The organism is Rhodoferax sp. LB1P47 (assembly GCF_056521445.1).
The window spans coordinates 53,914-80,913 of the sequence record NZ_JBWMAU010000004.1 but is presented as its reverse complement, the minus strand read 5'-3'; the positions used below and the strand labels follow the sequence as shown (position 1 = coordinate 80,913).

The following is a 27,000-nucleotide window of genomic DNA, read 5'->3' as shown; positions in this document are numbered from 1 at the left end:
AAAGACCATGACACTCCACCCCACGGTAGCGGCGGTCACAGACCGCATTCGTGCGCGTAGCGGCCCCAGCCGCAGCGCTTATCTAGAACGCTTGGACGCAGCCGCCCAGCGCAAACCGGGGGCCGAGCGCATGGGTTGCGCCAACGTGGCCCACGCATTTGCCGGCATGCCGGTGAACGACAAGCTCAAGGTTGTCACCGAAAAAGCCCTCAACATCGGCATCGTCACCGCCTACAACGACATGCTGTCGGCCCACACGCCGATGCAAACCTATCCCGACATCGTCAAAGCCGAGGCCCGCCGTTGGGGGGCCACAGCCCAGGTGGCGGGTGGCGTACCCGCCATGTGCGACGGCGTGACCCAGGGCACGCCGGGCATGGAGCTCAGCCTGTTCAGCCGCGACGTGATCGCCATGGCCACCGCCGTGTCCCTGAGCCACGACATGTTCGATGCCGCTTTGATGCTGGGCGTGTGCGACAAGATCGTGCCCGGCCTGCTGATCGGCGCGCTGCAATTCGGCCACCTGCCCACCGTGTTTGTGCCCGCAGGCCCCATGCCCACCGGCCTGTCGAACAACGCCAAATCCAAGGTGCGCGAGCAAGCCGCCCAGGGCCTGGTGGGCCGCACCGAGCTGCTGCAAGCCGAGTCCGCCGCCTACCACGCGCCCGGCACCTGCACCTTCTACGGCACCGCCAACAGCAACCAGATGCTGCTCGAAGCGATGGGCCTGCACGTGCCCGGCACCGCCTTCGTGGCCCCCGGCGGTGCGATGCGTGACGAGTTGACCCGCGAAGCCACCCGCACCGTACTGGCCGACGTAAAAGCCAAGCGCTACGCCCCTATCGGCCATGTGGTGGACGAGCGCTGCATCGTCAACGCGATGGTCGCCTTGCTGGCCACCGGCGGCTCTACCAACCACCTGATCCACTGGGTGGCTGTGGCATCCGCTGCAGGCATTGTGATCGACTGGGATGACTTCAGCGCCTTGTCGGACGTTGTGCCCACGCTGTCCCACGTATACCCCAACGGCAGTGCCGATGTGAACCAGTTCCAGGCCGCTGGCGGCCCCGGTTTCATCATCCGCGAGCTGCTGGACGCGGGCTTCATGCACGCCGACGTGCTTACCGTGCGCCCCGGCGGCCTGCGCGAATACGGCAGCGAACCCATGTTGGTCGATGGCAGCTTGCAGTGGACCACCGTGCTGGAGTCCAAAGACGACAGCATCGTGCGCCCCGCATCCAACCCGTTCAGCCCCACCGGCGGCTTGAAGCTGCTCAAAGGCAACCTGGGCCGCAGCGTGATCAAAGCCTCTGCCGTGCCCGACGACCGCCACATCATCGAAGCCCCGATCCGCCTGTTCGACTCGCAAGATGCCCTGCATGTGGCCTTCAATGCGGGCGAGTTGAACCGCGACGTGATTTGCGTGGTGCGCTGGCAAGGCCCGCAGGCCAACGGCATGCCCGAGTTGCACAAACTCACCCCGCCGCTGGCCGTGCTGCAAGGCAAGGGCTACCGCGTGGCCCTGGTCACCGATGGCCGCATGAGCGGTGCATCTGGCAAGGTGCCCGCCGCCATCCACGTCTCGCCCGAAGCCCTGGCCGGTGGTCCGCTGGCCAAGTTGCTGGACGGCGATGTGGTGCGCCTGGATGCCGTGGCCGGTACGCTGCAGGCTTTGGTGCCGGATGCCGAATGGGCCGCCCGGCCCCTGGCCACCATGCCCGAAGCCCTGCGCGACTCGAACGCCTTCGGTATGGGCCGTGAACTATTTTCGGGCATGCGCCGCAATGCCCTCACCGCTGAACAAGGAGCTCTCACATGGGTTTAAGCAACCACACTGGCCGCTGGACGGCCCTGCAAGTCATGCAAGATGCGCCGGTCATCCCGGTCATCGTGCTCAACGACGTGGCCCACGCCGTGCCCCTGGCGCGCGCGCTGGTCGCTGGCGGCATCCGCATGCTGGAAGTCACGCTGCGCACCCCGCAGGCGCTGGAGTGCATTGAGCGCATCGCCAAGGAAGTGCCCGAAGCCGTGATCGGCGCAGGCACCATCCGCTCTGCCGCCGACGCGCAAGCCGCCGCCAAAGCCGGTGCGCTGTTTGGTGTCAGCCCCGGCTACACCCGCGACGTAGGCCAAGCCTGCCGCGATGCAGGCATCGCCCTGTTGCCCGGCGTAGCTACCGGCAGCGAAATCATGATGGCGCAAGAAGACGGCTTCACCGAACTCAAGTTCTTCCCCGCGATGCAAGCCGGCGGCCCCGCCATGCTGAAGGCCTGGAGCGGCCCGTTCTTCGACGTGAAGTTCTGCCCCACCGGCGGTGTCACGCTGCAAAACGCACCAGAATTCTTGGCGCTGCCGAATGTGGTGTGTGTCGGCGGTTCGTGGATCGTGCCCACCGATGCCATGCTGGCAGGCGACTGGGGGCGTATCACCCAGCTGTGTTTGGACACGGTGGCCTTGAAGAAAAAGGCCTAATACAAAAAAGCGCCTTTTTAGGCGCTTTTTTAATGGTCAGATTAGCATCTGGCGCATATTCTATAAGCGCAAGCAGCTATCAAATTTAAACAAAGAAGGGCGTCTGCACCGCCCACTTGCCCGTCCGGCCCAGGGTAAACAGGTTGGGCGATTGGGTGGCGGGCAACCCTGCTTTGACCCGCGCGTGGAACTGCTTGTACGTGCCTTTGAATGCGCCGTGTGCCCAGACCTTCAGCACCTGCTCGGTGAACGCGCCGTTGTGCTCGCCGTCCATCGAGGTCTGGTTGTCCTGGCAGCCCGAAATCAGCAGCAGCCCGGGCTTGAACTGGGCCACTACGCCGGTCAGGCGGTTGCTCACCGTGACCTGCTCCAGGGCGGCATCGGGGTCGGCGACCTGGCTGCCTGCGGCTTTGGCCACATCGTGCTGGAGCTTGTCGTAGAAGGCCTGGTGGTCCCGGTAGACCCGCATGGCCACCGGCAAAGGCATGGCCCGCGAGCCCGGGCCGCCCAGCGTGGCCTTGGCCACCGTGCCACTGTGGCAGCTGTCAGACAGCACCAGAATGCGCACGCCTGCGGCAAATTTGCTGTATTCAAAATACAGCTCGTCGTCGAGGATTTGGCCGTCAAACAGGCACCAGGTTTCGTCCTTGCCGTCGGGCTCGTCGCGGTTGATGTCAGTGACCTGCCCGCCGTGGCCAGAGTAGGTCAAAAAGAACAAATCCCCGGTTTTCAAGGCCTTGGCCGCTGCCCGCATGGCCGCCAGCACCTTGCTGCGGGTGGCGTGCCGGGTCAGCAGGGTGGTGGCTTGCATGCCCTTGGTTTGGGCGATGGCGGCCATGTCGTTGGCATCGAACTCGCAGGCCGCCAGCGGCCCGGTCCAGCCCGAATAGGCGGCGGCACTAACGGCATTGAGCCCGATGTGCAGCGAAATGGCTTTGGCGGCGGCGGGCAGCGCGTTGGCTTTTTTGGTGGCCATGGTGGTTCCTCAAAAAAGAAACCATGTTCTGCCCGGCGCTAGGCCCGGTCAAGATGCCGGGCGGGTGCTTCATCCTTCATAAAGAGGATAAGTGTTAGATGCCTGCGCCGCCCGCGTGCTCCGTGCGCTGGATCAGCTCGATCTTGTAGCCGTCGGGGTCGGTAACGAATGCAATCACCGTGTTGCCGCCCTTGACCGGCCCGGCCTCGCGGGTTACCTGGCCACCGGCGGCCCGGATCTTGTCGCAGGCGGCATAGGCATCGGGTACGCCCAGGGCGATGTGGCCATACGCCGTGCCCAGTTCGTAGTGGTCTACGCCGTGGTTGTAGGTCAGCTCCAGCTCGGCATGCTCGGGGTTGGAGCCAAAACCGACGAAGGCCAGGGTGTACTTGTATTCGGCGTTCTCGGAGATGCGCAGCAGTTGCATGCCCAGCACCTGGGTGTAGAAGTCGATAGAGCGTTGCAGGTTGCCAACGCGCAGCATGGTGTGGAGGAGTCGCATAGTGTGGGGGAGGGTGTGGTTATGGTTATGGCGCGGGTAGCGCGGTGTCAAATGCCAGCGCGGCAATTTCACCATGGCGCAGGCCCGTGCCCTGGGTTTTCAGGCGTTCGAAGCTGGAGGGGTCCAGGGTTTCGCGGGCCAGGTGCTCGGCGCACTGGGCGCAGCGGGCCTCGTTAACTTCGCGGGCTTTGCCGTGGGCGGCATGCACGGTGTCGGCATAGCCCAGCAAGCGGGCGGCGGTGTGCGGGCGGTTTTCCAGCGCCGCCAGCAGGGCCAGGTTGTCGGCCGCATACACCTGGGCATCAAAGTGCAGCACCTGCGGCCAGCAGACCTCCATCAGTGCGCGGGCCTGAGCGGTGTCGCCCTTGGCCAGCCATGCGCCGGTCAGGTGCAGTTGCACCAGCAGCAGGGTGGCCATGTGGCGGGTGTTGACCAGCCGGGCCTGTAGGGCCAGATAGCGGGCTATGGACGCATCGACCCGGCCAGCGGCCAGCTCCATGTAGGCAATGATGTCTTCGCCGCGCAGCAGGGCTTCCGAGTAGCCCGCCAGCGCATCCAGTGCGGCTTTTTGCAGTAGCTGTTCGATGGCCAGGTCGAACGCGCCTTCAACAAAGTTGCAGGTCAGGGATGCAAACAGGCCGTAGCTGCGCACGATGGGGGGCCAGGCGGGGTCTTCAATGGCCCACAGCTCGTTCAGCACTTCGCGCTGTTCCTGGCGCTGCTCGGCGCCGTAGGTCAGGGCGTAGACCAAGGCCGCCAGTGCGTGGTACAGATTGCGTTTTTCGCCCGGCTGGGCGCGGTACAGGGTGGCGGCGCGGCGGGCCAGGCGGCAGGCCAGGGCTGGTTGGCGGTAGGCCCAGAAGTAGGCGGCCCGGCTCGACCAGCGGGCTTGCAGACCAGCGGGGAGCTGGTCGGTGACTAGCAAGGCGGTGGCCTGCCAGACGTAGCGGCGCTCGCGGCGGCGGTCGCTGGTCAGGGCTTCGGCCAGGCCGGGGGCAATGGCGACGGCGGTTTGCGGGTCAAACTGGATGGCCCAGGCCAGGGCTTCGCGGCCATTGCCCAGATCGGGGGCCAGCGCGGCGTACCAGTCGTCGATGCGTTGTTGGCCGCTAAAAAAGTCGGTGTCGGCCTGCTCGAACAGGTGTCGCATGGCCAGCGCATGGCGTTGGCGCAGGGCGGGTTCCTCAAAGGCGGCGGTGAGCTGCTCCAGCGCGTAGCTACGGGGCGTGTCAAGCAGGCGGTAGCGCGGGCATTCATTGGTGTTGGAGCCGCCATCGGCTATGACCAGCGAGCGGTCTACCAGCGCGCCCAGTACGTCCACCACGGCCCAGGTATCTAGCGTGTCATCGGCCACCACCTGCTGCGCCAGTTCGAGCGAAAAACTGCCCACAAAAACACCCAGGCGGCGGAACACGGTTTGCTCGGTGGCATCCAGCAGGCCATAGCTCCATTCGAGTGCGGCGCGCAGGGTTTTTTGCCGTGCGGGTGCGCCTCGGCCACCGCCGTTGAGCAGGCGCAGGCGTTCGTTGAGTGAGCTGGCCAGCGGCACAAGGCCCAACAGTGGCACGCGGGCGGCGGCTAGTTCGATGGCCAGCGGCAGGCCGTCCAGGCGGCGGCAAATCTCGACCACTGTGGCCAGGTTGTCCGGGCCGAGTTCAAAGCGCCGGTCGGCGGCCTGGGCGCGCTGGGCGAACAGGGCCACGGCGCCGCACTGGCGGGCCACGTCCAGAGGTGCACTGTGTTCGGGCAGGGCCAGCGCATCCAGCCGGTAGACCCATTCGTTGGCCAGTTTGAGCGGGGCCTGGCTGGTCACCAGTACCTGTAGCTGCGGCGCGGCCTGGTGCAGGGCTTGCAGAATGCGGGCGACTTCGTCCAGCAGGTGCTCGGCGTTGTCGATGGCGATCAGCATGGACAGCGGGCGCACCGCCTCCATCAGCCCTTTGAGCGGGTCGCCGTGGCCGGATTGCAGGCCCAGGGCACCGGCTACCGTACTGGCGACAAATTCAGGCGAAGTTTGCGAAGCCAGGTCCACCCAGGCCACGCCGTGCTGGTGGGCGCTGCGCCGGGCATGCAGCAGCCATTGGGCCAGCAGTGATTTACCAATGCCGCCCGCGCCCACGATGGTCAGCAAGCGGTGTTGTCCGAGCAGCGTATCCAGGTTGGACACGTCCAGCGTGCGGCCGATCAGCGGTGTCAGCACCAGCGGCAAGTGCGTCAGATGGGGGGTGGGGGCGCTTGCCGGTGGCGGTGCAAGGGCCGGGGCGGCATCGCTGGCTTCCAGCACAAACCGGTAGCCCCGGCCCGGAATGGTCACGATGGCTTGTGGCCCGAGCAGTTTGCGCAGGGCCGACACCTGGGCTTGCAGGTTGTTTTCTTCGACCACCAGGCCGGGCCAGGCCAGATCCAGCAATTCGTCTTTGGAAACCACTCGGTCGCGGTGGTGCAGCAAGGCCATCAGCACGTCAAAGGCCCGTGCGCCAGGGCTGGTGGCGGCTCCGTCCACCAGCACCAGGCGCTGGGATGGACGCACTTCAATGCGACCAAATCGATAACTGTTTAACAACAAAACTCCCTTGGATATCAATTTCCGAGAACCACCGCAACCACCCCGGCGTGTCCAGCGGGTGCTGGTAAATCCTTATTTCCAAATGTATCGCACGCGATGGTTTGGGGTACTTATGTGCTTTTTTGCACAGTTTCAGAAGTTTTCAGGCTGTTTTCAGGCGGGCTAAGTACGTAACGGTGCAAGCAGCGGAAAGTCCATACCTGTTGCAGCAGCCCTTACTGCTGCCCATTGTCAAGGACATTTTCTATGAACTTTGAACCTTTTACGTCTTTTGAACATGTTGACTCTGCGCTGCCGTCGCCCCCTGTTGCCACATCCAGCCAGCCGCCATCCCATTACTTTGACCGGACCGGATGGCTCTGGATGGTGGCCTGCGTGTTGTTCAGCACAACCACCGGGCAGCTTTTGCCCAAGCTGTTTGAGCCGGACGGTTGGCACCGTACTTTGGCCAGCATGGGGCTGAACGTGCCCAGCATGCCGCCAGAAGATGTCAACCCGGCGCAGCCTACACGTGCGGCACTGGCCAAGCAAGAGTCAGAGGCATTGAGCGTCGCCGGTTTTCGTCAATTTTGAGGATGCGGACGATGCCCCGCCTTACTAATATGGCCGCTCCTCACCGGTTTTTCGCCAGCGGTTTCGTCCCCCATTTGCTGCAATCTTTGCAGAGCGTATCGGTCTCTTTAAGTACTTCCGTCAGGGAGTTGAGGAAAACAACCATGTTGTCCCGTAGCACTATCCGCGTTTTGATCGCCGAAAGCCATTCCGACTGTTTGCTGCGTTGTGCCGATGCGGTGCAGTCGGATGCACGGCTCACCCTGGTGGCGGCCGTGTCTACCGGGTTTGCCGCCATCGCCATGATGGACCAGTGCGTGCCCGATGTGGTGGTGGTCGATCTGGGCTTGCAAGATATTTCGGCGATCGAGGTGATCCACCACGCAGCCTGGCATTTCCCGCAGGCCGACATCGTGGTGCTGACCCCGTTTGGCAACGACGAGCAGGTGCTGCAATGTATTGAAGCCGGGGCAACCGCCTATCTGTTCAAAGACAGCGCGCCCGAGAGCCTGGTCCAAAGCATCCATCGCTGGCGTGCCGGTAGTGCACCCATCAGCCCTAGCATGGCGTACCGGGTGTTGGGGCGCTTTCGCTTGCGCTTGGGCACCGAGACCGGATCGGCCTGGGCCGCGCCGCTGCGTGAGTCAAACCACCCGCTGACCGCTGACGAGGCCGGCATCTTGCGCTGGATAGCCCGTGGCATGGCGCTGGAGCATGTTGGCGACCGGGTTTTCAGCATCCAGCCCGACCTGCTGCTCCATGTGAAGTCGATTTACCGCAAGCTGAGCGCCTATGCGCGCGGGGACAGCTTGGGCCACGCAAACGAAGGCGAGATCCAGCGGGTGGCCCTGGGTTCCCCCTCCGAGCGGTCGGTACACGCCCCTTGAATGATCCAAAGGAGTTTTCATGCGAATAACCTCTGCGCGCCCTAAACCCATGCCCCGGGCCCGGGCTGAACCGCTGCCGTGGGTGTCAGCCTTGTTGTGGCTGGTGTTTTGTGCCGCTATGGTGGCGGTGTCACTGTATTTAACCCCCGGAGTTGGTGCGGTGAATGCGGCGGAAGATATGTACTGGCCGACCGAGTCCGGCCCGCCCCAGCCGGTCAGCACCGAAAACGAACATGCCGTGCCTATGGCCATGACCGTGCTCTACCCGAACGAAACGGTAGAGATCAAGCGCTAAGGCTGTTCACCAAGGGTTTTCGTGCTCTCAAACTGCCGCGCCTGGCCGGTCACCGGGTCGGTAAACGCAATCGACCGGGCCAGCAGCTGCAAGGGAGCGCGGTAGTCGTCGTCGGCAATGTTGACCACCTCGGGGTAGAAGCGGTCGTTGCGGATGGGCACGCCCAGCGCCGCCATATGCACCCGTAGCTGGTGGGTGCGGCCGGTGATGGGCGACAGCCGGTAGCGGGCCCAGTCACCCATGCGTTCCAGCACAGCGATATGGGTTTCAGAATTGGCTTCGCCCGGTGCTTCACCGTAGCGAAAAAACGGCTCGCCAGGCACGATCTGGCTGCGGTAGATAGGCGGCAGGTCGGCGCGCCAAGGCGCAATTGCTTCGTATTGCTTGTGAACTTCGCGCTGTTTGAACAGCGCGTGGTAGGCCGCCCGCTCAGCAGGTTGGATGGCAAACAGCGTGACCCCAGCAGTCTCGCGGTCCAGCCGGTGCAGCGGGGCCAGGGTGTCTAGCCCCAAGCTTTGCTTGAGCCGCACCAGCAGGGTTTCTTGCACATAGCGCCCGGCCGGCATGGTAGGCAGAAAATGCGGCTTGTCCACCACCAGCAGATGCGCGTCCTGGAACAAAACCTGCGCCTCGAACGGAATGCGTGGCTCGACCGGCAAATGGCGGTAGTAATACAGCCGGGTGTGCGGGCGGTAGACGGCATCGGGCGGCACGGGCAGGGCCTGTTCGTCCAGCACCAAGCCGTCACGCATGCGCTCCAGCCAGACCGTGCGCTCTACGGTGGGAAAGCGTTCGGCAAAGAAGTCGATGACGCTGGGCCAGCTACCACCGGGCAGACCGACGGTGCTGGGGCCAACACCATTGCGCGTAGGGAGTGTCACACCCTTTTAAATACGACATCCCACACGCCGTGGCCTAGCTTGATGCCCCGGTTCTCGAACTTGGTGAGCGGGCGGTAGGCGGGCTTGGGGGCGTAGTCGGCGGCAGTGTTTTGCAGCAGCGGCTCGGCGCTCAGCACCTCCAGAATCTGCTCGGCGTAGTTTTGCCAGTCGGTAGCGCAGTGCAGGTAGCCGCCGGGTTTGAGGCGGGCGGCCAGCTTGGCGACCAGCGGGGCTTGCAGCAGGCGGCGCTTGTTGTGCTTCTTTTTGTGCCAGGGGTCGGGGAAGAATACGTGCACGCCGTCCAGGCAGGCCAGTGGCAGCATGTGGTCTAGCACCTCCACGGCGTCGTGCTGGCAGATGCGGATATTGGTTTGCCCCTCTTCGCCAATGCGCTTGAGCAGCGCACCCACGCCGGGCGTGTGGACTTCGCAGCACAGAAAGTTGTTTTCCGGCAGCAGCGCCGCGATGCTGGCCGTGGCTTCGCCCATGCCGAAGCCGATTTCCAGAATGGTGGGGGCGCTGCGGCCAAAGGTGGCATCCAGGTCCAGCGGCGCACTGCGGTAGGGCAGCAAAAACTGCGGCCCCAGAGTGTCAAACGCCTTGGCCTGGCCGACCGTGGTGCGGCCCGTGCGGAGGACGAAACTTTTGATGGTTTTGGGGTAAGCGGGGGCCGCAGGGGGGCTGTCAGGGGAGATTGCGGGGGGGAGTTCGGTCTGCATGGAATACGTCAATGAAAAAAGAGGAGGTTAAACACCGCTAAGCACCACATCCATCGCCTCAACAACCTCATAGCCGACATGGTGGAGCGATGCCACTGCGTCTTTGAGGCTGCGTGCGTCTACCGGCGCGGCGGCGTGGGCGAGTAAAAAAAAGCTTTCGCCTTCAATGGTGAATTGCTTTACCAAGCGGCGCGACATGGGCGCGTGGATGCCCACCCGCGACAAGGGCATGACCAAGCGGCTGGGCAGTGCCGAGAGCAGGTTGCTTTGCACGTCCACCACGTAGGGCATAGACGATTTAGAGCGCGGACTGGGGTTGGGGTACACATCAAACTGGGCCACGGGCAGGTTCTACAGTTAGGTTTTACCAAGTACGGATGTCATCGCACCATAAACCTTGTTCGTCCATGTGCTGTTGCTGTGCACCAATCCATTCCTTGTATGTTTCACCGAATTGCTCAGGCGTCAATTTGGGGCTGGCGGCATTGGCGCGGCGCTCCAGATCGGCGAACTGCTCGGCGGACACGATCAAGGCTTCCAGGCGGCCATTTTTCTCGATGCGGACCGGGCTGATCTTGGCTTGCGATAGGCAATGGCCAAAACGGTTTTTGGCTTCGGTAGCGGTGAGGTGCATGGCGGGCCTTGCGAATGGGTGGGTGTAATGGCTATTTTAGCCATTGTGGCGGTACCGCCATTCCACCACCCAAGCCGCCAGCGCATCGCCGCACCCACCCTGCCTAGCCGCTAAACCCAGCACCTGTGCGGCCGCATTCAACGCTGCTAGCGGCGACTCCAGATCCAGCGCTTGCGCACCATTCTGCTTAGACAATTTTTCGCCATTCGCGCCGCGCACCAGCGGTGTGTGCAAATACTGCGGCGTGGGTACACCCAGGGCCTGTTGCAGCCACATCTGGCGGGGCGTGTTGTCGGCCAGGTCTTGGCCGCGCACCACGTGGGTGATGCCTTGGGCGGCATCGTCCACCACCACGGCGAGCTGGTAGGCCCACAGGCCGTCGGCGCGGCGCAAGATGAAGTCACCCACCTCGGCGGCCAGGTTTTGCTGCTGGGGGCCGAGCAGGCGGTCGTTCCACGCCAGTACCTCAGCCACTATTGATTTCATAGCTACTTGCGCAGATGCAATGTGCGCTTGAGGCCTATTTTCTATAAATTTATCAGTCCACAGTCTCCAGGCGCGGGCGGGCCGTTCGTGCAAGCCGGTGCGGCAGGTGCCGGGGTAGACGAGCTCCGTATTGCGGTTGCGCTGCTGGCCGAGTGCCGCGCAGGCGGCTTCGATTTCTTTGCGCGAGCAAGCGCAAGGGTAGGCCCAGCCACCGGCGACCAGTTGGTCTAGCGCGTGTTGGTACAGCGGGTTGCGTTGCGATTGGTAGGTGGGCGGCGCGTCGGGTAGCAGGCTGCAGGCGGCGAGCTGTTGCAGGATCAGTGCGTCCACGCCGGGCAGGCAGCGCGGGGTGTCCACGTCTTCGATGCGCACCAGCCATCGGCCACCACAAGCCCGGGCATCGAGCCAACTGGCCAGGGCGGCAACCAAAGAGCCCGCATGCAGCGGGCCCGTGGGGGACGGAGCGAACCGTCCGGTGTAGCCTGGATTAGGCAATTGCCAGCGCCATCTCCAGGCCGGAGATGAAGGCGTCTTCCACCCGGTGGCCGATGCACCAGTCGCCACAGGCTCCGATGTTGGACTTGTCGTCCCACAGATGGCTGCGGCCCAGCGGTTGCAGGGTTTGGGCGTAGCGCCAGCGGTGTACGGCGGCGTGGGCGGGTTCGGCGCGGATGCCGGTGACCTCGGCAAAGGCCTTGATCAGCTTGGCCTGCACGCGGGCGGCATCGTCTTCCAGGTGTTCGTGCGACCAGGCCGGGCTGGCCTGCACCGTCCAGCGCTCCACGCCGCCGCGCCCGGGCTTGCTGGATTCACGCGCCAGCCAGGCAATGCGGTGGTGGTTGCTGCGGGCGGCGTTCCACTGCGGGCCGATGTGGGCCATCGTGGGCTGGATGGCCTGTGGGAAGGCCAGCATCAGCGTCCAGCAGGGGGCAACTTGCACCGGGTGGATCTCCCGCACCAGCCGGGCGGCCTGGGCCGATTTTTGCAGCAGGTCTACGGTTTGTGGGTGGGGCATGGCCAGCACCACGGCATCGAAACCCGAGAACACATGGCTTGCGTCGGGCGCACCGGGCATGCCGGTGGTGCGCAGCTGCCATTTTTTCTTATCCATCGGGTCGCGTTCGATGCGGGTGACCTGGGTTTCCAGCTCTAGGCGGCCATCGTTGGCCAGCGGTAGGGCCCAGTGCTTGACCAGCGCGTTCATACCGGGTGACGCGACCCAGTGCGCATCGCGCGAGGGCAGGCCGGCCGAGGCCACCTGGCCAAAAGTGTCGAGCACCCGCACCGAGCTGGCACTCCAAGGTTTGCACAGGCCTTTGGCCGTTTCCAGGGCCAGCGCAAAACGCGGGTCGCGCACGGTGAAGTACTGCGCACCGTGGTCAAACGTGCCAAACGCGGTGCTGCGGGTAGACATGCGCCCGCCCACGCCCCGGCTTTTGTCGAACACCGAGACGTTGTGGCCGGCCTGCACCAGCGTGCGGGCGCAGGCAATACCCGCCATACCTGCGCCAATGACGGCGATCTGGCGGGGAGCTGTAGCACTGGTTTTGTTTGTCATAGGTATTGGTTTTCTCTGGAGTGGCTACTGGGGAACGACCAAGCACACTCTACACGCACTGCGCAGCCAATTTCCTTGGGGACTCCCCGCAGGTCAGTTGCTTTGCTGCCGCTCCAACAGTGCTGCCCGCGTAGCCGGGCTTTTGAGCTGTTGCAGCCACCATTGCAGCGCCCGCCCGTGGGTGCCGCTGGCCTCGGTCCGCCAAGCGTAGTTGATCGAAATAACGCGGCTGGGCCGCTCTACCGTGCGGCTGACCAGACGGCCGGTTTCCAGGTAGGGGCGGGCCAGGCCTTCGGGCAAAAATCCGCAGCCCAGGCCGCGCAATTGGGCCTCAAGTTTGGCCCGCATGCTAGGCACGGTAAACACGTCTTGCCCGCCCAGCAGGCCCAAGGTGAGGGCGTTGCCGCGCTGGGTGGAGTCGGCCACGGCCACGGCGCGGTGCTGCTGGATCAGCGCATCGCTCAGCGGCTCGGGCAACTGGGCCAGCGGGTGGTGCGGGGCCACGGCAAAGATGAAGCGCATATCGCCCAGCGGCGCACCGAGGATGTTGCTGTTGGTGATGTTGTCCATCGCCACGCCAATCGCCACATCGGCCTGGCCGGTGACCAGCGCGTCCAGCGTGCCGTACAGCACCTCTTCGCGGATCTTCACGCGGGTGGGCGGATTGAGGGCAAAAAATGCCTCGCACAGCTCCATCACCGTGGCGCGCGAGATCACGCTGTCTACCGCAATCGTTAGCTGCGGCTCCCAACCGGTGGCCACGCGTTTGACGCGGTTGGCCACCGCGTCAATATCTTCCAGCAGGCGCTGGCCTTCGCGCAGCAGCTCGGCTCCGGCCACCGTGAGTTTGGCCTGGCGCGAGCTGCGGTCGAACAGCAGCACGTCCAGCGCGTCCTCGATATTGCGCACCCGGTAGGTCAGGGCGCTGGGCACCATGCCCAGGCTGCGGGCGGCCGCCGCAAAGCTGCCCTGGGCGTGGATGGTGACCAGCATGGACAGGGCATCGGGGGTGAGTGCGTCGCGGGCGTTTTGCATGGTTGTTCTTATTTCGTTCAAATTAATAGAATGATGCCATCAAACGCGGTGGACAGCCACGGGGGTGCCCAAGCCCAAAATTCAGGCATGGATTCGATACGCGGATCTACCACCCACCAGGAGTTTTTAGATGCTCACCCTCCGTAAATCCCAAGACCGTGGCCACGCTGACCATGGCTGGCTCAAGTCGCACCACAGCTTTTCGTTTGCCGGTTACATGGACCCCAAGCACATGGGCTGGGGCAATCTGCGCGTCATCAACGAAGACACCATTACCCCCGGCGCAGGCTTTGGCACCCACGGCCACCGCGACATGGAAATCATCAGCTACGTGCTGCAAGGCGAGCTGGCGCACCGCGACACGATGGGCAACGTCAAGGGCATTCCACCCGGCGACGTGCAACGTATGAGCGCCGGGCGGGGCGTGCAGCACAGCGAGTTCAACCATGCCGCCGACCAGACCACGCACTTTCTGCAAATCTGGATCGAGCCGAATGTGAAAGGCATTGCGCCCAGCTACGAGCAAAAAACCTTTGCCGACATTGAAAAGCGCGGTGCGTTGCGGCTGGTGGCCTCGCCCGACGGGGCCCAGGGCTCGGTGACCATCCATGCCGATGCACACCTGTATGCCGGGCTGCTGGACGGTGCGGAATCCGCCACCCTGGCGCTGGACCCGGCGCGCAAGAGCTATGTGCACCTGATCAGCGGTGCGCTGGAAGTGAATGGCACGGCGCTCACCACCGGGGATGCGCTGTTGATCGAAAACGAAGCCCTGCTCACCCTGGGCAATGCGGCGAGTGCCGAAGTGCTGGTTTTTGATTTAGCCGCTTGAATTTTTTAACCCAACTTTGAAAGAAAACCATGTTTAAAACCCTCCAAAACCCCCTGAGCCTTGCCGGTCGCCAGCTGTTGGCCGTGTTGTTTTTACCTGCGGGCATCAGCAAAATTACCGGCTTTGCTGGCACGGTGGGCTACATCGCCTCGGTCGGCCTGCCGTTCCCCACGCTGGGTGCACTGGCGGCCATTGCGGTGGAAGTGCTGGGCGGCCTGGCGCTGATCTTCGGCCTGGGCACCCGCTGGGCGGCGCTGGTGCTGGCCGGGTTCACCCTGGTGGCTAGCTTCTTCTTCCACGCCTTCTGGGCCGTACCGGCCGAGGCAGTGATGGTGACGCAGCTGCTGTTCATCAAGAACATCGCCGTGGTGGGTGGCCTGCTGACCCTGGCCGCCTGGGGGCCTGGTGCATGGAGCCTGGATGCCCGTCGGCTTGGTTAAGTCGGTTTAAAGTGTTTCCCGTTCGTTGTTTTCACTTACTTTGAAAGTCTGTATGACCAAAACTGTTGTTGTGTACCACTCTGGCTACGGCCACACCCAGCGCGTAGCCCAGGCCGTGGCCGAAGGTGCCAGCGCCGAACTGATCGCCATTGATGCCGAGGGCAATGTGTCCGAAGCCGGTTGGGCATCGCTCAACGCCGCCGATGCCATCCTCTTTGGCACACCCACCTACATGGGTGGCCCGAGCTGGCAGTTCAAGAAGTTTGCCGATGCCACCAGCAAAGCCTGGTTCACCAGCGCCTGGAAAGACAAAGTGTTTGGCGGCTTCACCAACAGCGCCAGCTTCAGCGGCGACAAGCAAGTCACGCTTATCTATCTGCAAACGCTGGCTTCGCAGCAAGGTGGCATCTGGGTCAGCCTGGGCCAAATGCCCAGCAATACCAAGGCCGCTTCCCGCAACGACCTGAACAACCTGGGTGGCTCGGTGGGCGTGCTGGTGCAGTCCCCTTCGGATTCCAGCCCGGCTGAAATGTCGCAAGGCGACCTGGACACCGCCAAGCTCTACGGCAAGCGCGTGGCCGACATCACCGCTAAATTTCTAGCCTAACTTTCATGCCGGGATGCCGCGCACCCCGGCTTATGAAAGTTTGTTCTTTTACGTTAATTCCACAGGAGCCCGACCATGCCCATCACCCTGCAACTCACCGGCCAGGCCAAAGATCTTGGCGGCGGTTTTGTGGTGCGCCGGGTGCTACCTGCCGCCGCGCGGCAATCGGTCGGGCCTTTTTTGTTTTTTGACCACTTTGGTCCGGTGGCCGTGCCGCCCGGTGGGGGCCACGCGGTGCGCCCGCACCCGCACATCGGGCTGGCCACAGTGACCTACTTATTTGACGGCGCGATGCTGCACAGCGACAGCCTGGGCTGCGTGCAGCACATCGAACCCGGCGCCATCAACTGGATGACTGCCGGGCGCGGCATCGTGCATTCCGAGCGGCCACCACCCACGCTTGCCGCCAGCGCGTACACCAACCACGGCATCCAGCTCTGGGCCGCGCTGCCGCAGGCCTTTGAAGAGGTGGAGCCCAGCTTCACCCACACCCCGGCCGCAGATATTCCCGAGCTGACTGTGGGCGATACGCAAGTGCGCGTGCTGATTGGCAGCGCCTGGGGCAAAACGTCTCCGGTGGTCACCTTCGCACCCACCCTGTACCTCGACATCGCGCTGCCCACCGGTGGCTTGCTGGCCCTGCCGCCGCTGGCGCAGGAGCTGGCCGTGTACCCGGTGGATGGCGATGTGGAGGTGGACGGCGTGGTGCTGGCCGCCCGCACCCTGGCGCTGCTGGAGCCGGGCCAGACCACGCAGATCTGCGCCACAACGGCTACCCGCCTGCTGGTGATCGGCGGCGACGCGCTGGACGGCCACCGCTTCATCCGATGGAACTTTGTGTCCAGCCGCAAAGAACGCATCCTGCAAGCCGAAGCCGACTGGCAAGCCCAGCGCATGGGCCAGGTGCCCGGCGATGCCGAGTTCATCCCGTTGCCATAATTACGGATACCCGTTCTACCTGTATGGGGGTGTCGAATCCATATGCCATTTAGGCTTCTGGCGTATATTCCACCTGCGCCAGTAGCTCACTTTTCAATAGCATTCGACATGCTGGCCGTGAGGTCGGCTTTTAGTGTTCGGCGTTCATCAAACACAAAGCAATTACCCTGGTAGTGGGCGCCATCGGTTTCCTCGAAGTATTTGAGGATGCCGCCTTCCAGCTGGTAGACGTGCTCCAGCCCTTCTTCGCGCATCAAAATTGCGGCCTTTTCGCACCGGATGCCGCCGGTGCAGAAGCTGACCACCGTCTTGCCGGCCAGTTCGGCCTTGTGCTCTCGCAAGGCCTGGGGGAATTCGGTGAATTTGTCGATCCGCCAGTCGATGGCCCCGACGAATGTGCCGTGGTCTACCTCGAAGGCGTTGCGGGTGTCCAGCGTGACCACCGGGCGGCCGTTGTCGTCTACGCCCTGGTCGAGCCAGCGTTTGACGGTGCGGGCATCGACCGCCGGGGCGCGGCCTGCGCTGGGCTGGATGGCCGGGTGGTCCATGCGGATGATTTCGTTTTTTACCTTCACCAGCATCTTCTTGAACGGCTGGTGGGCCGACCAGCTTTCTTTGGGGGCGATGTCGGCAAAGCGCGGATCGGCGTGCAGGCGGGCGATGAAGCTGCGCACACCGGCTTCGGGTGCGGCTAAAAACAGGTTGATACCCTCTGTGGCCAGCAGGATGGTGCCTTTGAGCTGGAGCTCGGTGGCCCAGCCGTGCAGCAGGTCGCGCAGGGCAGGGGCATCGGGCAGAGGAACGAATTTGTAGGCGGAGATATTCAGGATGGTGTTCACCCGCCGATTTTAGGAGGCCGCCAGTGCCATACCGCCACCCGCTTCCAATCGAAAGGCGCTGACCAGGCTGGTCAAGCCCAGCGCCGAGCGCTTCAGGTTTTCGGCCGAGGCCGCGCTTTCCTCGACCAGGGCCGAGTTTTCCTGCGTCATCTGGTCCAGCAGGGCCACGGCCTGGTTGATCTGGCCGATGCCTGCGCCCTGCTCGGATGCCGCAGCGGTGATTTCGGCAATGATGCCGCTGACCCGCTGCACCTGGCTGACGATTTCGGTCATGGTGCTGCCCGCTTCAAACACCAGCTTGCTGCCCGATTCGACCCGGCCCACGCTGTCATCGATCAGGCTTTTGATCTCTTTGGCGGCCTCGGCGCTGCGCTGAGCCAGCATCCGGACCTCGCTGGCAACCACCGCAAACCCGCGCCCTTGCTCGCCCGCCCGGGCCGCTTCCACGGCGGCATTCAAGGCCAGGATGTTGGTTTGGAAGGCGATGCCGTCAATCACGCTGATGATGCTGACGATCTTGCGCGAACTGTCGTCGATGCCCTGCATGGTGGTGACCACCTGGCCGACCAGGTGGCCACCGCGCTCTGCCACGGTGACGGCCGAAGCGGCCAGATGGTTGGCCTGCCGGGCGGATTCGGTGTTTTGGGTCACTGTGGAGGTGAGCTGCTCCATCGCTGCCGCCGCTTGCTCCAGGCTGGCGGCGGTGCTTTCGGTGCGGGCGCTCAGGTCCATACCGCCGCTGGCGATTTCTGCGCTGGACATCTTGATGTCTTCAGACGAGGTACGCACTTCACCCACCATCTGGCGCAACGCGGTTTGCATGGCTGCCAGGGCTTCTTGCAGCGTACCGATCTCGTCGTTGCGGGTTTTGCTGATGGGCGCAAACAAATTGCCGGCGGCCACCTCTTGGGCGATCCGGGTGCATTCCGCAATCGGTTTGCGGATGCTGACCAGCACCGGACCCGAGACCCAGGCCAGTACCACCAAGGCCACGACCACGACGATCAACGAGGTTTTTGACACGTCTTCCCCGGTTGCCGTAAAGGCCGCAATCATGCTGTCTGAAATTTTGGAAGCTACGACGCTGGTTTCATCCACCCCGGCCCGGTGCTCCAGGTACAGCGCATGCGCCAGGAGCAACTTTTCACGGGCACCGGCAACATCGTCTTTCTCCAGCAGCGGCAGGATGCCTTCGCGGATGGCCGCAATGAACTTCAACGCAGCCTGGTGCTGGCGACCCAGGATTTGCGCCTCCAGGCCCAGGGGGGCGTTTTGCGTCCAGAACCTGACCCGGGTTTCATACTCGTCCATCAAGCGGGTGAGCTGCTTTTTGGCTTCGGGCAACGCCATCGTGCCCTCGACGGCCTGCGACAACACCAGCCGCAGCTCAATCAGGTACAGCGGGGGCGGCAAGATGTCAGCGACCACATCTTTGGCCACAAAGGTTTTTTGGGCGATGTCGTTGAGGCGACTAAAGCCCCAATACGACTGCAATGCAATGACTAGTGCGGCAAGAATGCCAACGGCGGCCAAACACAGGGTGGAACTGCGGATAGTACGGAACATGGTGTCTCTCCCAATGGTTCTACGGTGGATTTCTCCCTATCGCGGGGGTGCTTGTGCAGGCCTCTGGTGGAGCTTGCCCGCTCTAATTTCAATGCTTGGGCATGCTAGCAGTTGTACACAAAGTGTTTCAACTATTTCTTGAAAATCACAAACTCGGTGTGTCGCTGGCAGCGGGCCTCCAGGCCAAACCCGCCACCTAAAATGGAGACATGTTTGTCCATCTCCGCCTCCATACCGAATTTTCTGTCGTTGACGGCACCAACCGCATCGACGACACCGTCAAAGTAGCCGCCAAGGACCAGCAGCCCGCGCTGGCCATTACCGACCTGAGCAACCTGTTTGGCGCACTCAAGTTTTACAAAGAAGCCCGGGGCAAGGGCCTCAAACCCATCATCGGTGCCGAGATATTTCTGGAAGGGCTGGGGCAAGACACCAGCGCCCTGTCGCGCGTCATCGTGCTGGTGCAAAACAAGCAGGGCTACCTCAATCTGTCGGAGCTGCTGGCACGCGGCTTTACCCAAAACATCGTTAAAAACCAGGCCACGATCAAGTGGGCCTGGCTGCAAGAACTGAACGCTGGGCTGATGTGCCTGGCCGGTGCACAGGCCGGGCCGGTGGGCCAGGCCCTGGTGCAGGGCGATACGGTGCGGGCCGATGCGGTCGCCACACAGCTGGCCGCCGTGTTCCCGCAGCGCTTCTACATCGAACTCCAACGTGCGGGCCGGGCCGATGACGAAGCCCATGTGGTGGCCGCCGTGCAACTCGCCGCCCGTCTGCAACTGCCCGTGGTGGCCACGCACCCGTCGCAGTTCACCGAACCCGACGACTACGAGGCCCACGAAGCCCGGGTGTGTATTGCCGACGGTGAAATTCTGGGCAACCAGCGCCGGGTGCGCCGCTTTACCCGCGAGCAGTATTTCAAGTCCAGCGCGCAAATGTTGGCCCTGTTTGCCGATGTGCCGACGGCCATTGCCAACACGGTGGAAATTGCCCGGCGCTGCAACCTCACGCTGGTGCTGGGCAAGCCGCAGCTGCCCGACTTCCCCACGCCGCTGGTCGATGGCGTGCGCATGAGCCCCGAGGACTACTTCCGCTACGCCTCGCACGAGGGCCTGAAAGAGCGCCTGCTACACCTGTACCCTGTTGATGCCAAGCGCGAAGAAGTGCGCCCCGGCTACATCGAGCGGCTGGAGTTCGAGATCACCACCATCCTGAAGATGGGTTTCCCAGGCTACTTTTTGATCGTGGGCGACTTCATCAACTGGGCCAAGCTCAACGGCTGCCCGGTCGGCCCCGGCCGGGGTTCCGGTGCGGGCTCTTTGGTGGCCTACGCGCTGAAGATCACCGATTTGGACCCGTTGCAGTACAAGCTGCTGTTTGAGCGGTTTTTGAACCCCGAACGCGTCTCCATGCCCGACTTCGACATCGACTTTTGCCAGGGCAACCGCGACCGGGTGATCGACTATGTGAAAGAAAAGTACGGCAAAAACGCCGTCAGCCAGATCGTTACCTTCGGCACCATGGCGGCCCGCGCGGCCATCCGCGACGTGGGCCGGGTGCTGGACCTGAGCTACAACTTTTGCGACGGCATCAGCAAGCTGATTCCCAACAAGCCCGGCATGTCGGTCACGCTGCAATACCCGCCAGATCCCAAGAAAGACGGCGACAAAAACAACTACGCCATCGAGATGGAGCCGATTCTGGCCGCCCGTATCGAGGCCGAAGAAGATGTGCGCACCCTGATCGAGATGGCGCAAAAGCTGGAGGGCATGACCCGCAACGTCGGCATGCATGCCGGGGGCGTGCTGATTGCGCCCGGCAAGCTGACCGACTTTTGCCCGCTGTACCAGCAGCCGGGCAGCGACTCGGCGGTGAGCCAGTTTGACAAGGACGACGTGGAGGCTATCGGCCTGGTGAAGTTCGACTTTTTGGGCCTGGCCACGCTGACCATTTTGGAGATTGCCAAAGACTTCATCGTTGCCCGCCACCCGGGCCAAGAGAACTTTGCGTTTGAAAACATCGCCCTGGACGATGCCAAAACCTACCGCCTGTTCTCCGAGGGCAAGACCGAGGCCGTGTTCCAGTTTGAAAGTACCGGCATGCAACGCATGCTGAAAGACGCCAAACCCACCCGGCTAGAAGACCTGATCGCCCTGAATGCGCTGTACCGCCCCGGCCCGATGGACCTGATTCCCAGCTTCGTGGCGCGCAAGCACGGCCGCGAGGTGGTGGAGTACCCGCACCCACTGGTGGCCGAGATGCTGAGCGAGACCTACGGCATCATGGTCTACCAGGAGCAGGTGATGCAGACCGCGCAGATTCTGGGCGGCTACTCACTGGGCGGGGCCGACATGCTGCGCCGGGCGATGGGTAAAAAGAAGCTGGAAGAAATGGCCGAGCACCGCGCCATCTTCCGCGCCGGGGCCGCCAAGAACGACATTACCGAGGCCAAGGCCGACGAAATCTTCGACTTGATGGAGAAGTTTGCGGGCTACGGCTTCAACAAGTCGCACGCCGCCGCCTATTCGCTGCTGGCGTACCACACCGGCTGGCTCAAGGTGCACTACTGCGCCGAATTCTTCTGCGCCAACTTGACGGTGGAAATGGACGACACCGACAAACTCAAACTGCTGTTTGAAGATGCCGGCAAGATGGGCCTGACGTTCGAGCCGCCCAACGTCAACCTGGGCCGCCACCGCTTCGAGCCGGTCACCGACAAATGCATCCGCTACGGCCTGGGGGCCGTCAAAGGCACGGGCCAGCAGGCCATCGAGGCCATCGTGGCGGCCAGAGAAGCCGGTGGGCCATTCACCAGCCTGTTCGACTTCTGCGTGCGCGTGGATAAATCCAAACTGAACAAACGCACCGTAGAAGCGCTGATCAAGGCCGGGGCGTTTGATGCGATTGAAATCAACCGCGCCGCGCTGAGCGCCTCGGTAGACCGCGCCTTCGCCTTCGCCGCCGCCACGCTGGCCAACGCCAACCAGGGCGGCCTGTTCGACATGGACGACAGCCACGGCTCCAGCACCCAAGAGCCCGAGCTGGTGGACACGCCCATGTGGGGCATCAAGGAGCGCCTGACGCTAGAGAAAACGGCGGTGGGCTTCTATTTGTCGGGCCACTTGTTTGACGAGGTACGCAAAGAAGTACGCCGCTTCGCCAAATACGACCTGTCACAGGCCGTGGACAGCCGCGACATTGTGATGTTTGCGGGCATCGTCAGCGACCTGCGCGTCATCAACGGCCAGCGCGGCAAACTGGGCCTGTTCAGGCTGGAAGACGGCAGCGCCATGATCGATGCGCGGGTCAGCGATGCGCTGATGCAGGCGAATAAAAACCTGTTTCGGGACGATGAACTCATCATCGCTATGGGCAAGGTGCAAACCGACCGCTTTGGCGGCGGCGGCCTGCAAATGAGCATCACCGATGCCTACAGCCTGGCCACCGCCCGCTGCCGCTATGCCAAGTTTTTGCGGCTGCAACTGCCCCCCAACGCCACCGGGGCCGGGCTGGACTTTGACCGGCTGGTGAAAGACTTTCCGCCCGCATGCGAAACCACGGAGCAGGGCGATGTGGTGTATGGCCTGCCGGTGCGGGTGTCGGTGCAGTGCCAAACCGCGCAAGGTAGCGCCCAGGCCGTGCTGCAACTGGGCGAGCGCGCCCGGTTTTACCCCACCGATGAAGCCCTGGCCTACTGCCTGTCCCAGGCATCCCAAGCGGTAGTGGCCTACGAGGAATAAGCCTGCACTGTGGGTGTATTGGTGCGGATGGTTTGCTATATTTTAAATAGCTGCATCCGCACATGCAATAAGCGCTAGCGGCCTAAAACATCCATAATCATCAGCAGGGCACGCCGTTGCGTTCCACTAGCCAGGCCGGTGCGTCTTGCAAGGCTACGGGGCGCAGGAAGCGGTCTACCGCCGCAAAGCCCACCGAGGTGGTGAACGGCTGGGTGGAGGCCGGGAACGGTCCGCCGTGCAGTTGGGCTTCGGTCACGGCCACGCCGGTGGGCACGCCCGCAAACAGCACGCGGCCAGCGATCTGGGTGGCGGCGCGGACCAGGTTGCGGGTGGCTTCGTCTGCTACTTCGGCGCCCCACAGCGTGACAGTCAGCGAGCCGCCGATGGCGCGCAGCACGGCGATGCTTTCATCTACCGATGCCACACGCACCACCAGGGCCGCAGAGCCAAAAACTTCTTCATGCAGGGCCTGGCTGGCGATGAAGTCGGCGGCTTGCACTTCGGCAAGAAATGGACGTGGCGCGGCAGCGTCCGACACATCGGCGACCAGCGGAGTCAGGGCCGCGTCGGCGCGCCAGCGGGCCACACCCTTGTCGAAGGTGGAGCGGATGGCAGCCGACAGCATGGTGTGCGGTTGCAGGGCTTGCAGCGCGGTGGCGAGGGCCGCCACAAACGCATCGGACGCGGCATCTTTGTGCACCAGGATGATGCCGGGGCTGGTGCAGAACTGGCCTGCACCTTGGCAGATGGACGCGGCCAGCGTGCTGGCCAGCTCGGCACCGTTTTTGGCAGCGGCTGCGGGCAGCACCACCAGCGGGTTGACCGAGCCGAGTTCGCCGTAAAACGGGATGGGGCGAGGGCGGTCGCCCGCAATCTTGGCCAGCGCCGTGCCGCCCTTGAATGAGCCGGTAAAGGCCACAGCGGCGATGGCCGGGGCCTGCACCAGTTGCACGCCCACCGCGATGGAGCCACCTTGCACAAAGCCGAACACGCCTGCGGGCAGGCCCAGCTCGGCCACCACGCGTTGGGCCAGGGCGACGGTCAGGCGCGACAGCTCGGGGTGCGCGGGGTGGCCCTTGACGACCACCGGGCAGCCCGCAGCCAGGGCGGCCGCCGTATCGCCGCCGAGCACCGAGAAGGCAAACGGAAAGTTGCTGGCCGAGAACATGGCCACCGGGCCTACGGGCACGCGCACTTTGCTGATGCGGGGGCGGCCTGCGGGGGGCGCACCGGCTACGGCGGCGTCATCCACCGTGGCGTGTACCGTACCGGCATCCAGCACATCGGCAAAGCCGCGCAGCTGGAAGGTGGTGCGGTCGAGTTCGCCGTTCAGGCGGGGCAGGCCCAGACCGGTTTCACGGTCGGCCACGGCCACCAGGGCTTCGCGCTCGGCTTCCAGTGCGGTAGCCAAACCGCGCAGCAGGCCCGCGCGCTGGGCGGCGGAGGTGGCGGCAAACGCATCGGCCACGGCAGCAGCCGCTGCGACGGTCTGGTCGATGTCGGCTTGGGTGGATTCGGACCATTGCGCGCCGACGGGGTTGCCGGTGCGGGCTTCGATAGATTGCAGCATGGAGGGGGTCTCAGTAGGTAAGGAAAAAGGAGCGGCGCCGATTTAGGCCGGAGATAGCACTAAATCGTAACATCCTGTTGCGACGGGATGCCGGGGGCGTGCAATGCTCTAATTGGGGCCAAAGTTACTTTAGGAAAGAGCATGGCTACGCAAGGATTTACCACCGCCATCGTGCACGGCGACAAGGCATTTGGGGTTGAGCATGGCGGAGTGCACATGCCCGTGCACACCTCGGTGCAATACGGGTTTGACAAGGTCGAGGATTTGATTGGCGTGTTCCAGGGCACGCTCAAAGGTGCCTACAACTATGCCCGCCAAGGCACGCCCACCACCGCCGCGCTGGAGGCCAAGATCACCAAGATGGAAGACGGCGTGGGCAGCATCTGCTTTGCCACCGGCATGGGCGCGATTTGCGGTATCTTTTTGACCCTGCTGCGCGCCGGGGACCACCTGGTGGCCAGCCGCTACGTGTTTGGCAACACCAACAGCATCTTCGGCACGCTGCGCAACCTGGGTATTGCAGTGACCACGGTAGATGCCACCGATGCCGCCGCCGTGGCCGCCGCCGTGCAGCCGAACACCCGGATGGTGTTTGTGGAAACCATTGCCAACCCTGGCACGCAGATTCCTGATTTTGTAGGCATTGACGCGGTCTGCAAGGCGCACGGGCTGGTCTATGTGGTGGACAACACCATCACCTCGCCGGTACTTTTCAAGCCCAAAACCGTGGGGGCCAGTCTGGTGGTCAACGCGCTGACCAAGACAATTGCGGGCCACGGTAATGCGCTGGGCGGCGCGGTGACCGACACCGGCCTGTTCGACTGGACCACCTGTCCGGCCATTTTTGCCAACTACCGCAAGGGCGACCCGCGCCAGTGGGGCCTACAGCAGATTCGCAAAAAAGGCCTGCGCGACATGGGCGCATCGCTGTCCAGCGAGCATGCGCACAGCATCGCCGTGGGGGCCGAAACCGTGGCCCTGCGCGTGGCCCACAGCAGCGCCACCGCGATGGCATTGGCCGAGTTTTTAGAGGGCCACCCGGCCGTCGTCAAGGTGCACTACCCGATGCTGGCCTCGCACCCGCAGCATGCCCGCGCGAAGGCGCATTTCAGCGCCGGGTCGTGGCTGTTGTCGTTTGAGCTGGCCGATGCCGATGCCTGCCTGGCCTTCATCAACCGCTTGCAGATTCCCATCAAGGCCACCGGTTTGGCCGACACCCGCACGCTGATCATCCCGGTGGCCCCGACCATCTTTTGGGAGGCCGGGGCCGAGGTGCGGGCGCAGATGGGGATTGCCGACGGGCTGATCCGGCTGTCGGTGGGGCTGGAGGAAAGTGCCGATCTACTGGCCGACTTTGCCCAGGCTTTGGCTTAATTCGCTATACAAATAATAGCTTCTAGCGCATATAAAATAAGCGCTAGAAGCCTATTTGGCATTAAAAATCTATACTGGCGCTGAGGTTGAAGCTGCGCGGCGCACCGGCCACCAGATAGCCTGCACCCGCGTAGCCGCCGGACGAGGCCCAGTAGCTCTTGTTGGCCACGTTGTCTACCCGCAGGCGCAGGGTTTTGCTGGCCTCGCCTTGTACGCTCAGCTCCACGCCCCGGTGCTCGTCTTTGCCGCTAGAGGTGAATACGTTGGCGCTGTTGACCAGATCGCGGGGCTTGCTGGTGTCAAACAAGGCCAGCGTGCCACCCATGCGGCCCAGGTCCCACTTCAGGCCGATTTCCTTTTGCTTGGAGACATAGGGAGCCAGGGTTTCGCCCTTGTTGGCGGCGGTACTGGGGGCGGTGCCGCCTTGGGTCAGGCCTTCCACGTAGTTGGCGTAAATGGATGCCTGCTTGTCCAGTTTGTAGACCACGGCCAGCATGGGGCTGGTGCGGCTTTTGTTGTAGCTGTCCGACAGGGCCCCGCTGCCGTAGGCGTAGTTGTCGATATCCAGCGTCTGGTGGCGTGCGCCCAGCGTTAGCAGGGTGCTGCCACCTAGCAGCGACAAGGTATCGCCCAAGGCAAAGCTGGTCATGCTGGTGCGCCCGGTCAGGGCCGGGGAGGCCAGGGTGTTGCCGGTGAAGGCCGCGCTGCTGATGGCGGGCAGCGCGGTGGCCACCGGGTGGTACAGGTTGGTCGCCTGGCTGTTGGCGTAGTCCATTGCATAGGCGTTTTTCTTCTCCAGCGTGTAGGTGGAGGCCGAGGCGACCCATTCGTGGCCCGCTGCGCCGGTGCTGAACTTGCCGCGCAAGCCCGTCGCCGCGCAGCGTGCCGAACAGGTCGCGCTCGTTGGAGTAGGGGCCGGGCTGGGCCCAGTTGGTTGTCTTCTTTGTCCACGGCGCTGCCGCCGCTGCGGGTGGCAGCGTTGATGCGGATGCCGGTGGCATCGTCGGGGCCAAAACGGCGGGCCACATCGGCCGACACAGTAGACGCACCGCCGCTGCCCACGCCCACGGTGACGCGCTTCAGGGCTTCATTGGGCGCGCGCTTGGGCACCAGGTTGACCGAGCCGCCGATGCCGCCACCACCCGGATTGGCACCATTCAGGAAGGTCGATGCGCCGGGCAGTACTTCCACCCGCTCAAACAGCTCGGTGGCGATGTACTGGCGTGGCAGCAGGCCGTACATGCCGTTGTAGCCCACGTCGTCCGAGCTCAGCAAAAAGCCCCGGATGAAATACGACTCCTGGAAGTTGCCAAAGCCGCGTGCCACCTGGCCGCCCGCGTAGGGTTTGCTCAGGCCTTCGGCCGATGCGTCGGCGCTGGCGCTGACCTGCACGGTGGCCAGGGTGCCTGCGGTGTCGGCCGTGCTTTGCGCGTGGGCGGCTGCGGACAGTGCCAGCAGCACGGCAGTGGCGATGGGGGCGCGTGGGAAGTTACGGCGGTATGCCATTAGGTGTTTCCTTGGGGGGTAATT

General features: G+C 63.5%; 24 protein-coding genes and 1 pseudogene. 11 read left to right on the top strand and 14 right to left on the bottom strand.

What is annotated here, in order from left to right; translation table 11 throughout:
• Nucleotides 1-7: 7 nt before the first annotated feature.
• Nucleotides 8-1,825 carry a phosphogluconate dehydratase gene (gene edd / locus AC0969_RS07025; protein WP_479623433.1) on the top strand — a complete coding sequence of 606 codons (1,818 nt, stop codon included), beginning with the start codon at nt 8-10 and terminating at the stop codon, nt 1,823-1,825.
• Nucleotides 1,816-2,472 carry a bifunctional 4-hydroxy-2-oxoglutarate aldolase/2-dehydro-3-deoxy-phosphogluconate aldolase gene (gene eda, locus AC0969_RS07020; protein ID WP_479623432.1) on the top strand — a complete coding sequence of 219 codons (657 nt, stop codon included), beginning with the start codon at nt 1,816-1,818 and terminating at the stop codon, nt 2,470-2,472. The genes edd and eda overlap by 10 nt, the downstream gene beginning before the upstream one ends.
• A gap of 85 nt (nt 2,473-2,557) precedes the next feature.
• Here the strand turns inward: eda and AC0969_RS07015 are convergent, their stop codons facing one another.
• The 3 genes from AC0969_RS07015 to AC0969_RS07005 form a co-directional block, all read right to left on the bottom strand.
• Nucleotides 2,558-3,448, bottom strand: a complete 891-nt coding sequence (locus AC0969_RS07015) for a caspase family protein (RefSeq protein ID WP_479623431.1) — start codon at nt 3,446-3,448, stop codon at nt 2,558-2,560.
• A 94-nt stretch (nt 3,449-3,542) separates the two neighbouring features.
• Complete coding sequence (gene gloA, locus AC0969_RS07010; protein WP_479623430.1) at nt 3,543-3,950, bottom strand: lactoylglutathione lyase; 408 nt, start codon at nt 3,948-3,950, stop codon at nt 3,543-3,545.
• A gap of 25 nt (nt 3,951-3,975) precedes the next feature.
• Entirely contained in the window at nt 3,976-6,480 is a 2,505-nt protein-coding gene (locus AC0969_RS07005) for an ATP-binding protein (RefSeq protein WP_479623429.1), read from the bottom strand.
• A 282-nt stretch (nt 6,481-6,762) separates the two neighbouring features.
• Between AC0969_RS07005 and AC0969_RS07000 the strand changes: the two genes are divergently transcribed.
• The 3 genes from AC0969_RS07000 (at nt 6,763) to AC0969_RS06990 (ending at nt 8,250) form a co-directional block, all read left to right on the top strand.
• Nucleotides 6,763-7,089, top strand: a complete 327-nt coding sequence (locus tag AC0969_RS07000; protein WP_479623428.1) for a hypothetical protein — start codon at nt 6,763-6,765, stop codon at nt 7,087-7,089.
• A gap of 143 nt (nt 7,090-7,232) precedes the next feature.
• The gene (locus AC0969_RS06995) at nt 7,233-7,955 is read left to right on the top strand and encodes a response regulator (RefSeq protein ID WP_479623427.1); all 723 of its coding nucleotides are present in this window, start codon (nt 7,233-7,235) and stop codon (nt 7,953-7,955) included.
• Nucleotides 7,956-7,974: 19 nt separating this feature from the next.
• Nucleotides 7,975-8,250 carry a hypothetical protein gene (locus AC0969_RS06990; protein WP_479623426.1) on the top strand — a complete coding sequence of 92 codons (276 nt, stop codon included), beginning with the start codon at nt 7,975-7,977 and terminating at the stop codon, nt 8,248-8,250.
• On the opposite strand, the gene AC0969_RS06985 is transcribed toward AC0969_RS06990, so the two are convergent.
• The 7 genes from AC0969_RS06985 to AC0969_RS06955 form a co-directional block, all read right to left on the bottom strand.
• Nucleotides 8,247-9,131, bottom strand: a complete 885-nt coding sequence (locus AC0969_RS06985) for a pseudouridine synthase (protein WP_479623425.1) — start codon at nt 9,129-9,131, stop codon at nt 8,247-8,249. The two genes, AC0969_RS06990 and AC0969_RS06985, sit on opposite strands and share 4 nt — an antisense overlap.
• Nucleotides 9,128-9,850, bottom strand: a complete 723-nt coding sequence (gene trmB, locus AC0969_RS06980; RefSeq protein ID WP_479623424.1) for a tRNA (guanosine(46)-N7)-methyltransferase TrmB — start codon at nt 9,848-9,850, stop codon at nt 9,128-9,130. The genes AC0969_RS06985 and trmB overlap by 4 nt, the downstream gene beginning before the upstream one ends.
• Before the next feature lie 27 nt (nt 9,851-9,877).
• Nucleotides 9,878-10,192: a CcdB family protein gene (locus tag AC0969_RS06975; protein WP_479623423.1), complete on the bottom strand. Its 315-nt coding sequence runs from the start codon at nt 10,190-10,192 to the stop codon at nt 9,878-9,880.
• 22 nt (nt 10,193-10,214) lie between these two features.
• Nucleotides 10,215-10,484, bottom strand: coding sequence for a type II toxin-antitoxin system Phd/YefM family antitoxin (locus AC0969_RS06970; protein ID WP_479623422.1), 270 nt, complete (start codon nt 10,482-10,484; stop codon nt 10,215-10,217).
• A 36-nt stretch (nt 10,485-10,520) separates the two neighbouring features.
• Entirely contained in the window at nt 10,521-11,465 is a 945-nt protein-coding gene (gluQRS, locus tag AC0969_RS06965; protein ID WP_479623421.1) for a tRNA glutamyl-Q(34) synthetase GluQRS, read from the bottom strand.
• Nucleotides 11,458-12,528: an NAD(P)/FAD-dependent oxidoreductase gene (locus AC0969_RS06960; RefSeq protein WP_479623420.1), complete on the bottom strand. Its 1,071-nt coding sequence runs from the start codon at nt 12,526-12,528 to the stop codon at nt 11,458-11,460. The genes gluQRS and AC0969_RS06960 overlap by 8 nt, the downstream gene beginning before the upstream one ends.
• Nucleotides 12,529-12,621: 93 nt before the next feature.
• Nucleotides 12,622-13,563 (bottom strand): LysR family transcriptional regulator, encoded by a 942-nt coding sequence (locus AC0969_RS06955; protein ID WP_479623419.1) that lies wholly within the window; start codon nt 13,561-13,563, stop codon nt 12,622-12,624.
• Between the two features lie 130 nt (nt 13,564-13,693).
• On the opposite strand from AC0969_RS06955, the gene AC0969_RS06950 reads away from it, so the two are divergent.
• The 4 genes from AC0969_RS06950 (at nt 13,694) to AC0969_RS06935 (ending at nt 16,381) form a co-directional block, all read left to right on the top strand.
• Nucleotides 13,694-14,395: a pirin family protein gene (locus AC0969_RS06950; protein WP_479623418.1), complete on the top strand. Its 702-nt coding sequence runs from the start codon at nt 13,694-13,696 to the stop codon at nt 14,393-14,395.
• A 29-nt stretch (nt 14,396-14,424) separates the two neighbouring features.
• Nucleotides 14,425-14,835, top strand: a complete 411-nt coding sequence (locus AC0969_RS06945; RefSeq protein WP_479623417.1) for a DoxX family protein — start codon at nt 14,425-14,427, stop codon at nt 14,833-14,835.
• A 52-nt stretch (nt 14,836-14,887) separates the two neighbouring features.
• Entirely contained in the window at nt 14,888-15,442 is a 555-nt protein-coding gene (locus AC0969_RS06940; protein WP_479623416.1) for a flavodoxin family protein, read from the top strand.
• 75 nt (nt 15,443-15,517) lie between these two features.
• Nucleotides 15,518-16,381 carry a pirin family protein gene (locus AC0969_RS06935; protein WP_479623415.1) on the top strand — a complete coding sequence of 288 codons (864 nt, stop codon included), beginning with the start codon at nt 15,518-15,520 and terminating at the stop codon, nt 16,379-16,381.
• Nucleotides 16,382-16,467: 86 nt separating this feature from the next.
• On the opposite strand, the gene AC0969_RS06930 is transcribed toward AC0969_RS06935, so the two are convergent.
• Nucleotides 16,468-17,220 (bottom strand): sulfurtransferase, encoded by a 753-nt coding sequence (locus tag AC0969_RS06930; protein ID WP_479623414.1) that lies wholly within the window; start codon nt 17,218-17,220, stop codon nt 16,468-16,470.
• A gap of 9 nt (nt 17,221-17,229) precedes the next feature.
• Entirely contained in the window at nt 17,230-18,786 is a 1,557-nt protein-coding gene (locus AC0969_RS06925; RefSeq protein ID WP_479623413.1) for a methyl-accepting chemotaxis protein, read from the bottom strand.
• 209 nt (nt 18,787-18,995) lie between these two features.
• On the opposite strand from AC0969_RS06925, the gene dnaE reads away from it, so the two are divergent.
• A complete protein-coding gene (gene dnaE / locus AC0969_RS06920) occupies nt 18,996-22,526 on the top strand; it encodes a DNA polymerase III subunit alpha (RefSeq protein WP_479623412.1) in 3,531 nt (1,176 codons plus the stop codon).
• 100 nt (nt 22,527-22,626) lie between these two features.
• Here dnaE and AC0969_RS06915 read toward each other — a convergent pair whose 3' ends face one another.
• On the bottom strand, nt 22,627-24,096 hold the full coding sequence (locus AC0969_RS06915) for an aldehyde dehydrogenase (NADP(+)) (protein ID WP_479623411.1): 1,470 nt from the start codon (nt 24,094-24,096) through the stop codon (nt 22,627-22,629).
• Between the two features lie 141 nt (nt 24,097-24,237).
• Between AC0969_RS06915 and AC0969_RS06910 the strand changes: the two genes are divergently transcribed.
• Nucleotides 24,238-25,470: a cystathionine gamma-synthase family protein gene (locus tag AC0969_RS06910; RefSeq protein ID WP_479623410.1), complete on the top strand. Its 1,233-nt coding sequence runs from the start codon at nt 24,238-24,240 to the stop codon at nt 25,468-25,470.
• 61 nt (nt 25,471-25,531) lie between these two features.
• On the opposite strand, the pseudogene AC0969_RS06905 reads toward AC0969_RS06910, so the two are convergent.
• A pseudogene (locus tag AC0969_RS06905) lies at nt 25,532-26,976 on the bottom strand (TonB-dependent receptor).
• Between the last annotated feature and the right edge of the window lie 24 nt (nt 26,977-27,000).

Coding starts and splice junctions, on each gene's coding strand:
- AC0969_RS06950 (WP_479623418.1), top strand. CDS start 13,694: ATGCTCACCCTCCGTAAATCCCAAGACCGTGGCCACGCTGACCATGGC.
- AC0969_RS06910 (WP_479623410.1), top strand. CDS start 24,238: ATGGCTACGCAAGGATTTACCACCGCCATCGTGCACGGCGACAAGGCA.
- AC0969_RS06925 (WP_479623413.1), bottom strand. CDS start 18,786: ATGTTCCGTACTATCCGCAGTTCCACCCTGTGTTTGGCCGCCGTTGGC.
- trmB (WP_479623424.1), bottom strand. CDS start 9,850: ATGCAGACCGAACTCCCCCCCGCAATCTCCCCTGACAGCCCCCCTGCG.
- eda (WP_479623432.1), top strand. CDS start 1,816: ATGGGTTTAAGCAACCACACTGGCCGCTGGACGGCCCTGCAAGTCATG.
- AC0969_RS07000 (WP_479623428.1), top strand. CDS start 6,763: ATGAACTTTGAACCTTTTACGTCTTTTGAACATGTTGACTCTGCGCTG.
- AC0969_RS06945 (WP_479623417.1), top strand. CDS start 14,425: ATGTTTAAAACCCTCCAAAACCCCCTGAGCCTTGCCGGTCGCCAGCTG.
- AC0969_RS06960 (WP_479623420.1), bottom strand. CDS start 12,528: ATGACAAACAAAACCAGTGCTACAGCTCCCCGCCAGATCGCCGTCATT.
- AC0969_RS06935 (WP_479623415.1), top strand. CDS start 15,518: ATGCCCATCACCCTGCAACTCACCGGCCAGGCCAAAGATCTTGGCGGC.
- AC0969_RS07015 (WP_479623431.1), bottom strand. CDS start 3,448: ATGGCCACCAAAAAAGCCAACGCGCTGCCCGCCGCCGCCAAAGCCATT.
- AC0969_RS06990 (WP_479623426.1), top strand. CDS start 7,975: ATGCGAATAACCTCTGCGCGCCCTAAACCCATGCCCCGGGCCCGGGCT.
- AC0969_RS06940 (WP_479623416.1), top strand. CDS start 14,888: ATGACCAAAACTGTTGTTGTGTACCACTCTGGCTACGGCCACACCCAG.
- edd (WP_479623433.1), top strand. CDS start 8: ATGACACTCCACCCCACGGTAGCGGCGGTCACAGACCGCATTCGTGCG.
- AC0969_RS06995 (WP_479623427.1), top strand. CDS start 7,233: ATGTTGTCCCGTAGCACTATCCGCGTTTTGATCGCCGAAAGCCATTCC.
- dnaE (WP_479623412.1), top strand. CDS start 18,996: ATGTTTGTCCATCTCCGCCTCCATACCGAATTTTCTGTCGTTGACGGC.
- AC0969_RS06955 (WP_479623419.1), bottom strand. CDS start 13,563: ATGCAAAACGCCCGCGACGCACTCACCCCCGATGCCCTGTCCATGCTG.
- AC0969_RS06915 (WP_479623411.1), bottom strand. CDS start 24,096: ATGCTGCAATCTATCGAAGCCCGCACCGGCAACCCCGTCGGCGCGCAA.
- gloA (WP_479623430.1), bottom strand. CDS start 3,950: ATGCGACTCCTCCACACCATGCTGCGCGTTGGCAACCTGCAACGCTCT.
- AC0969_RS06970 (WP_479623422.1), bottom strand. CDS start 10,484: ATGCACCTCACCGCTACCGAAGCCAAAAACCGTTTTGGCCATTGCCTA.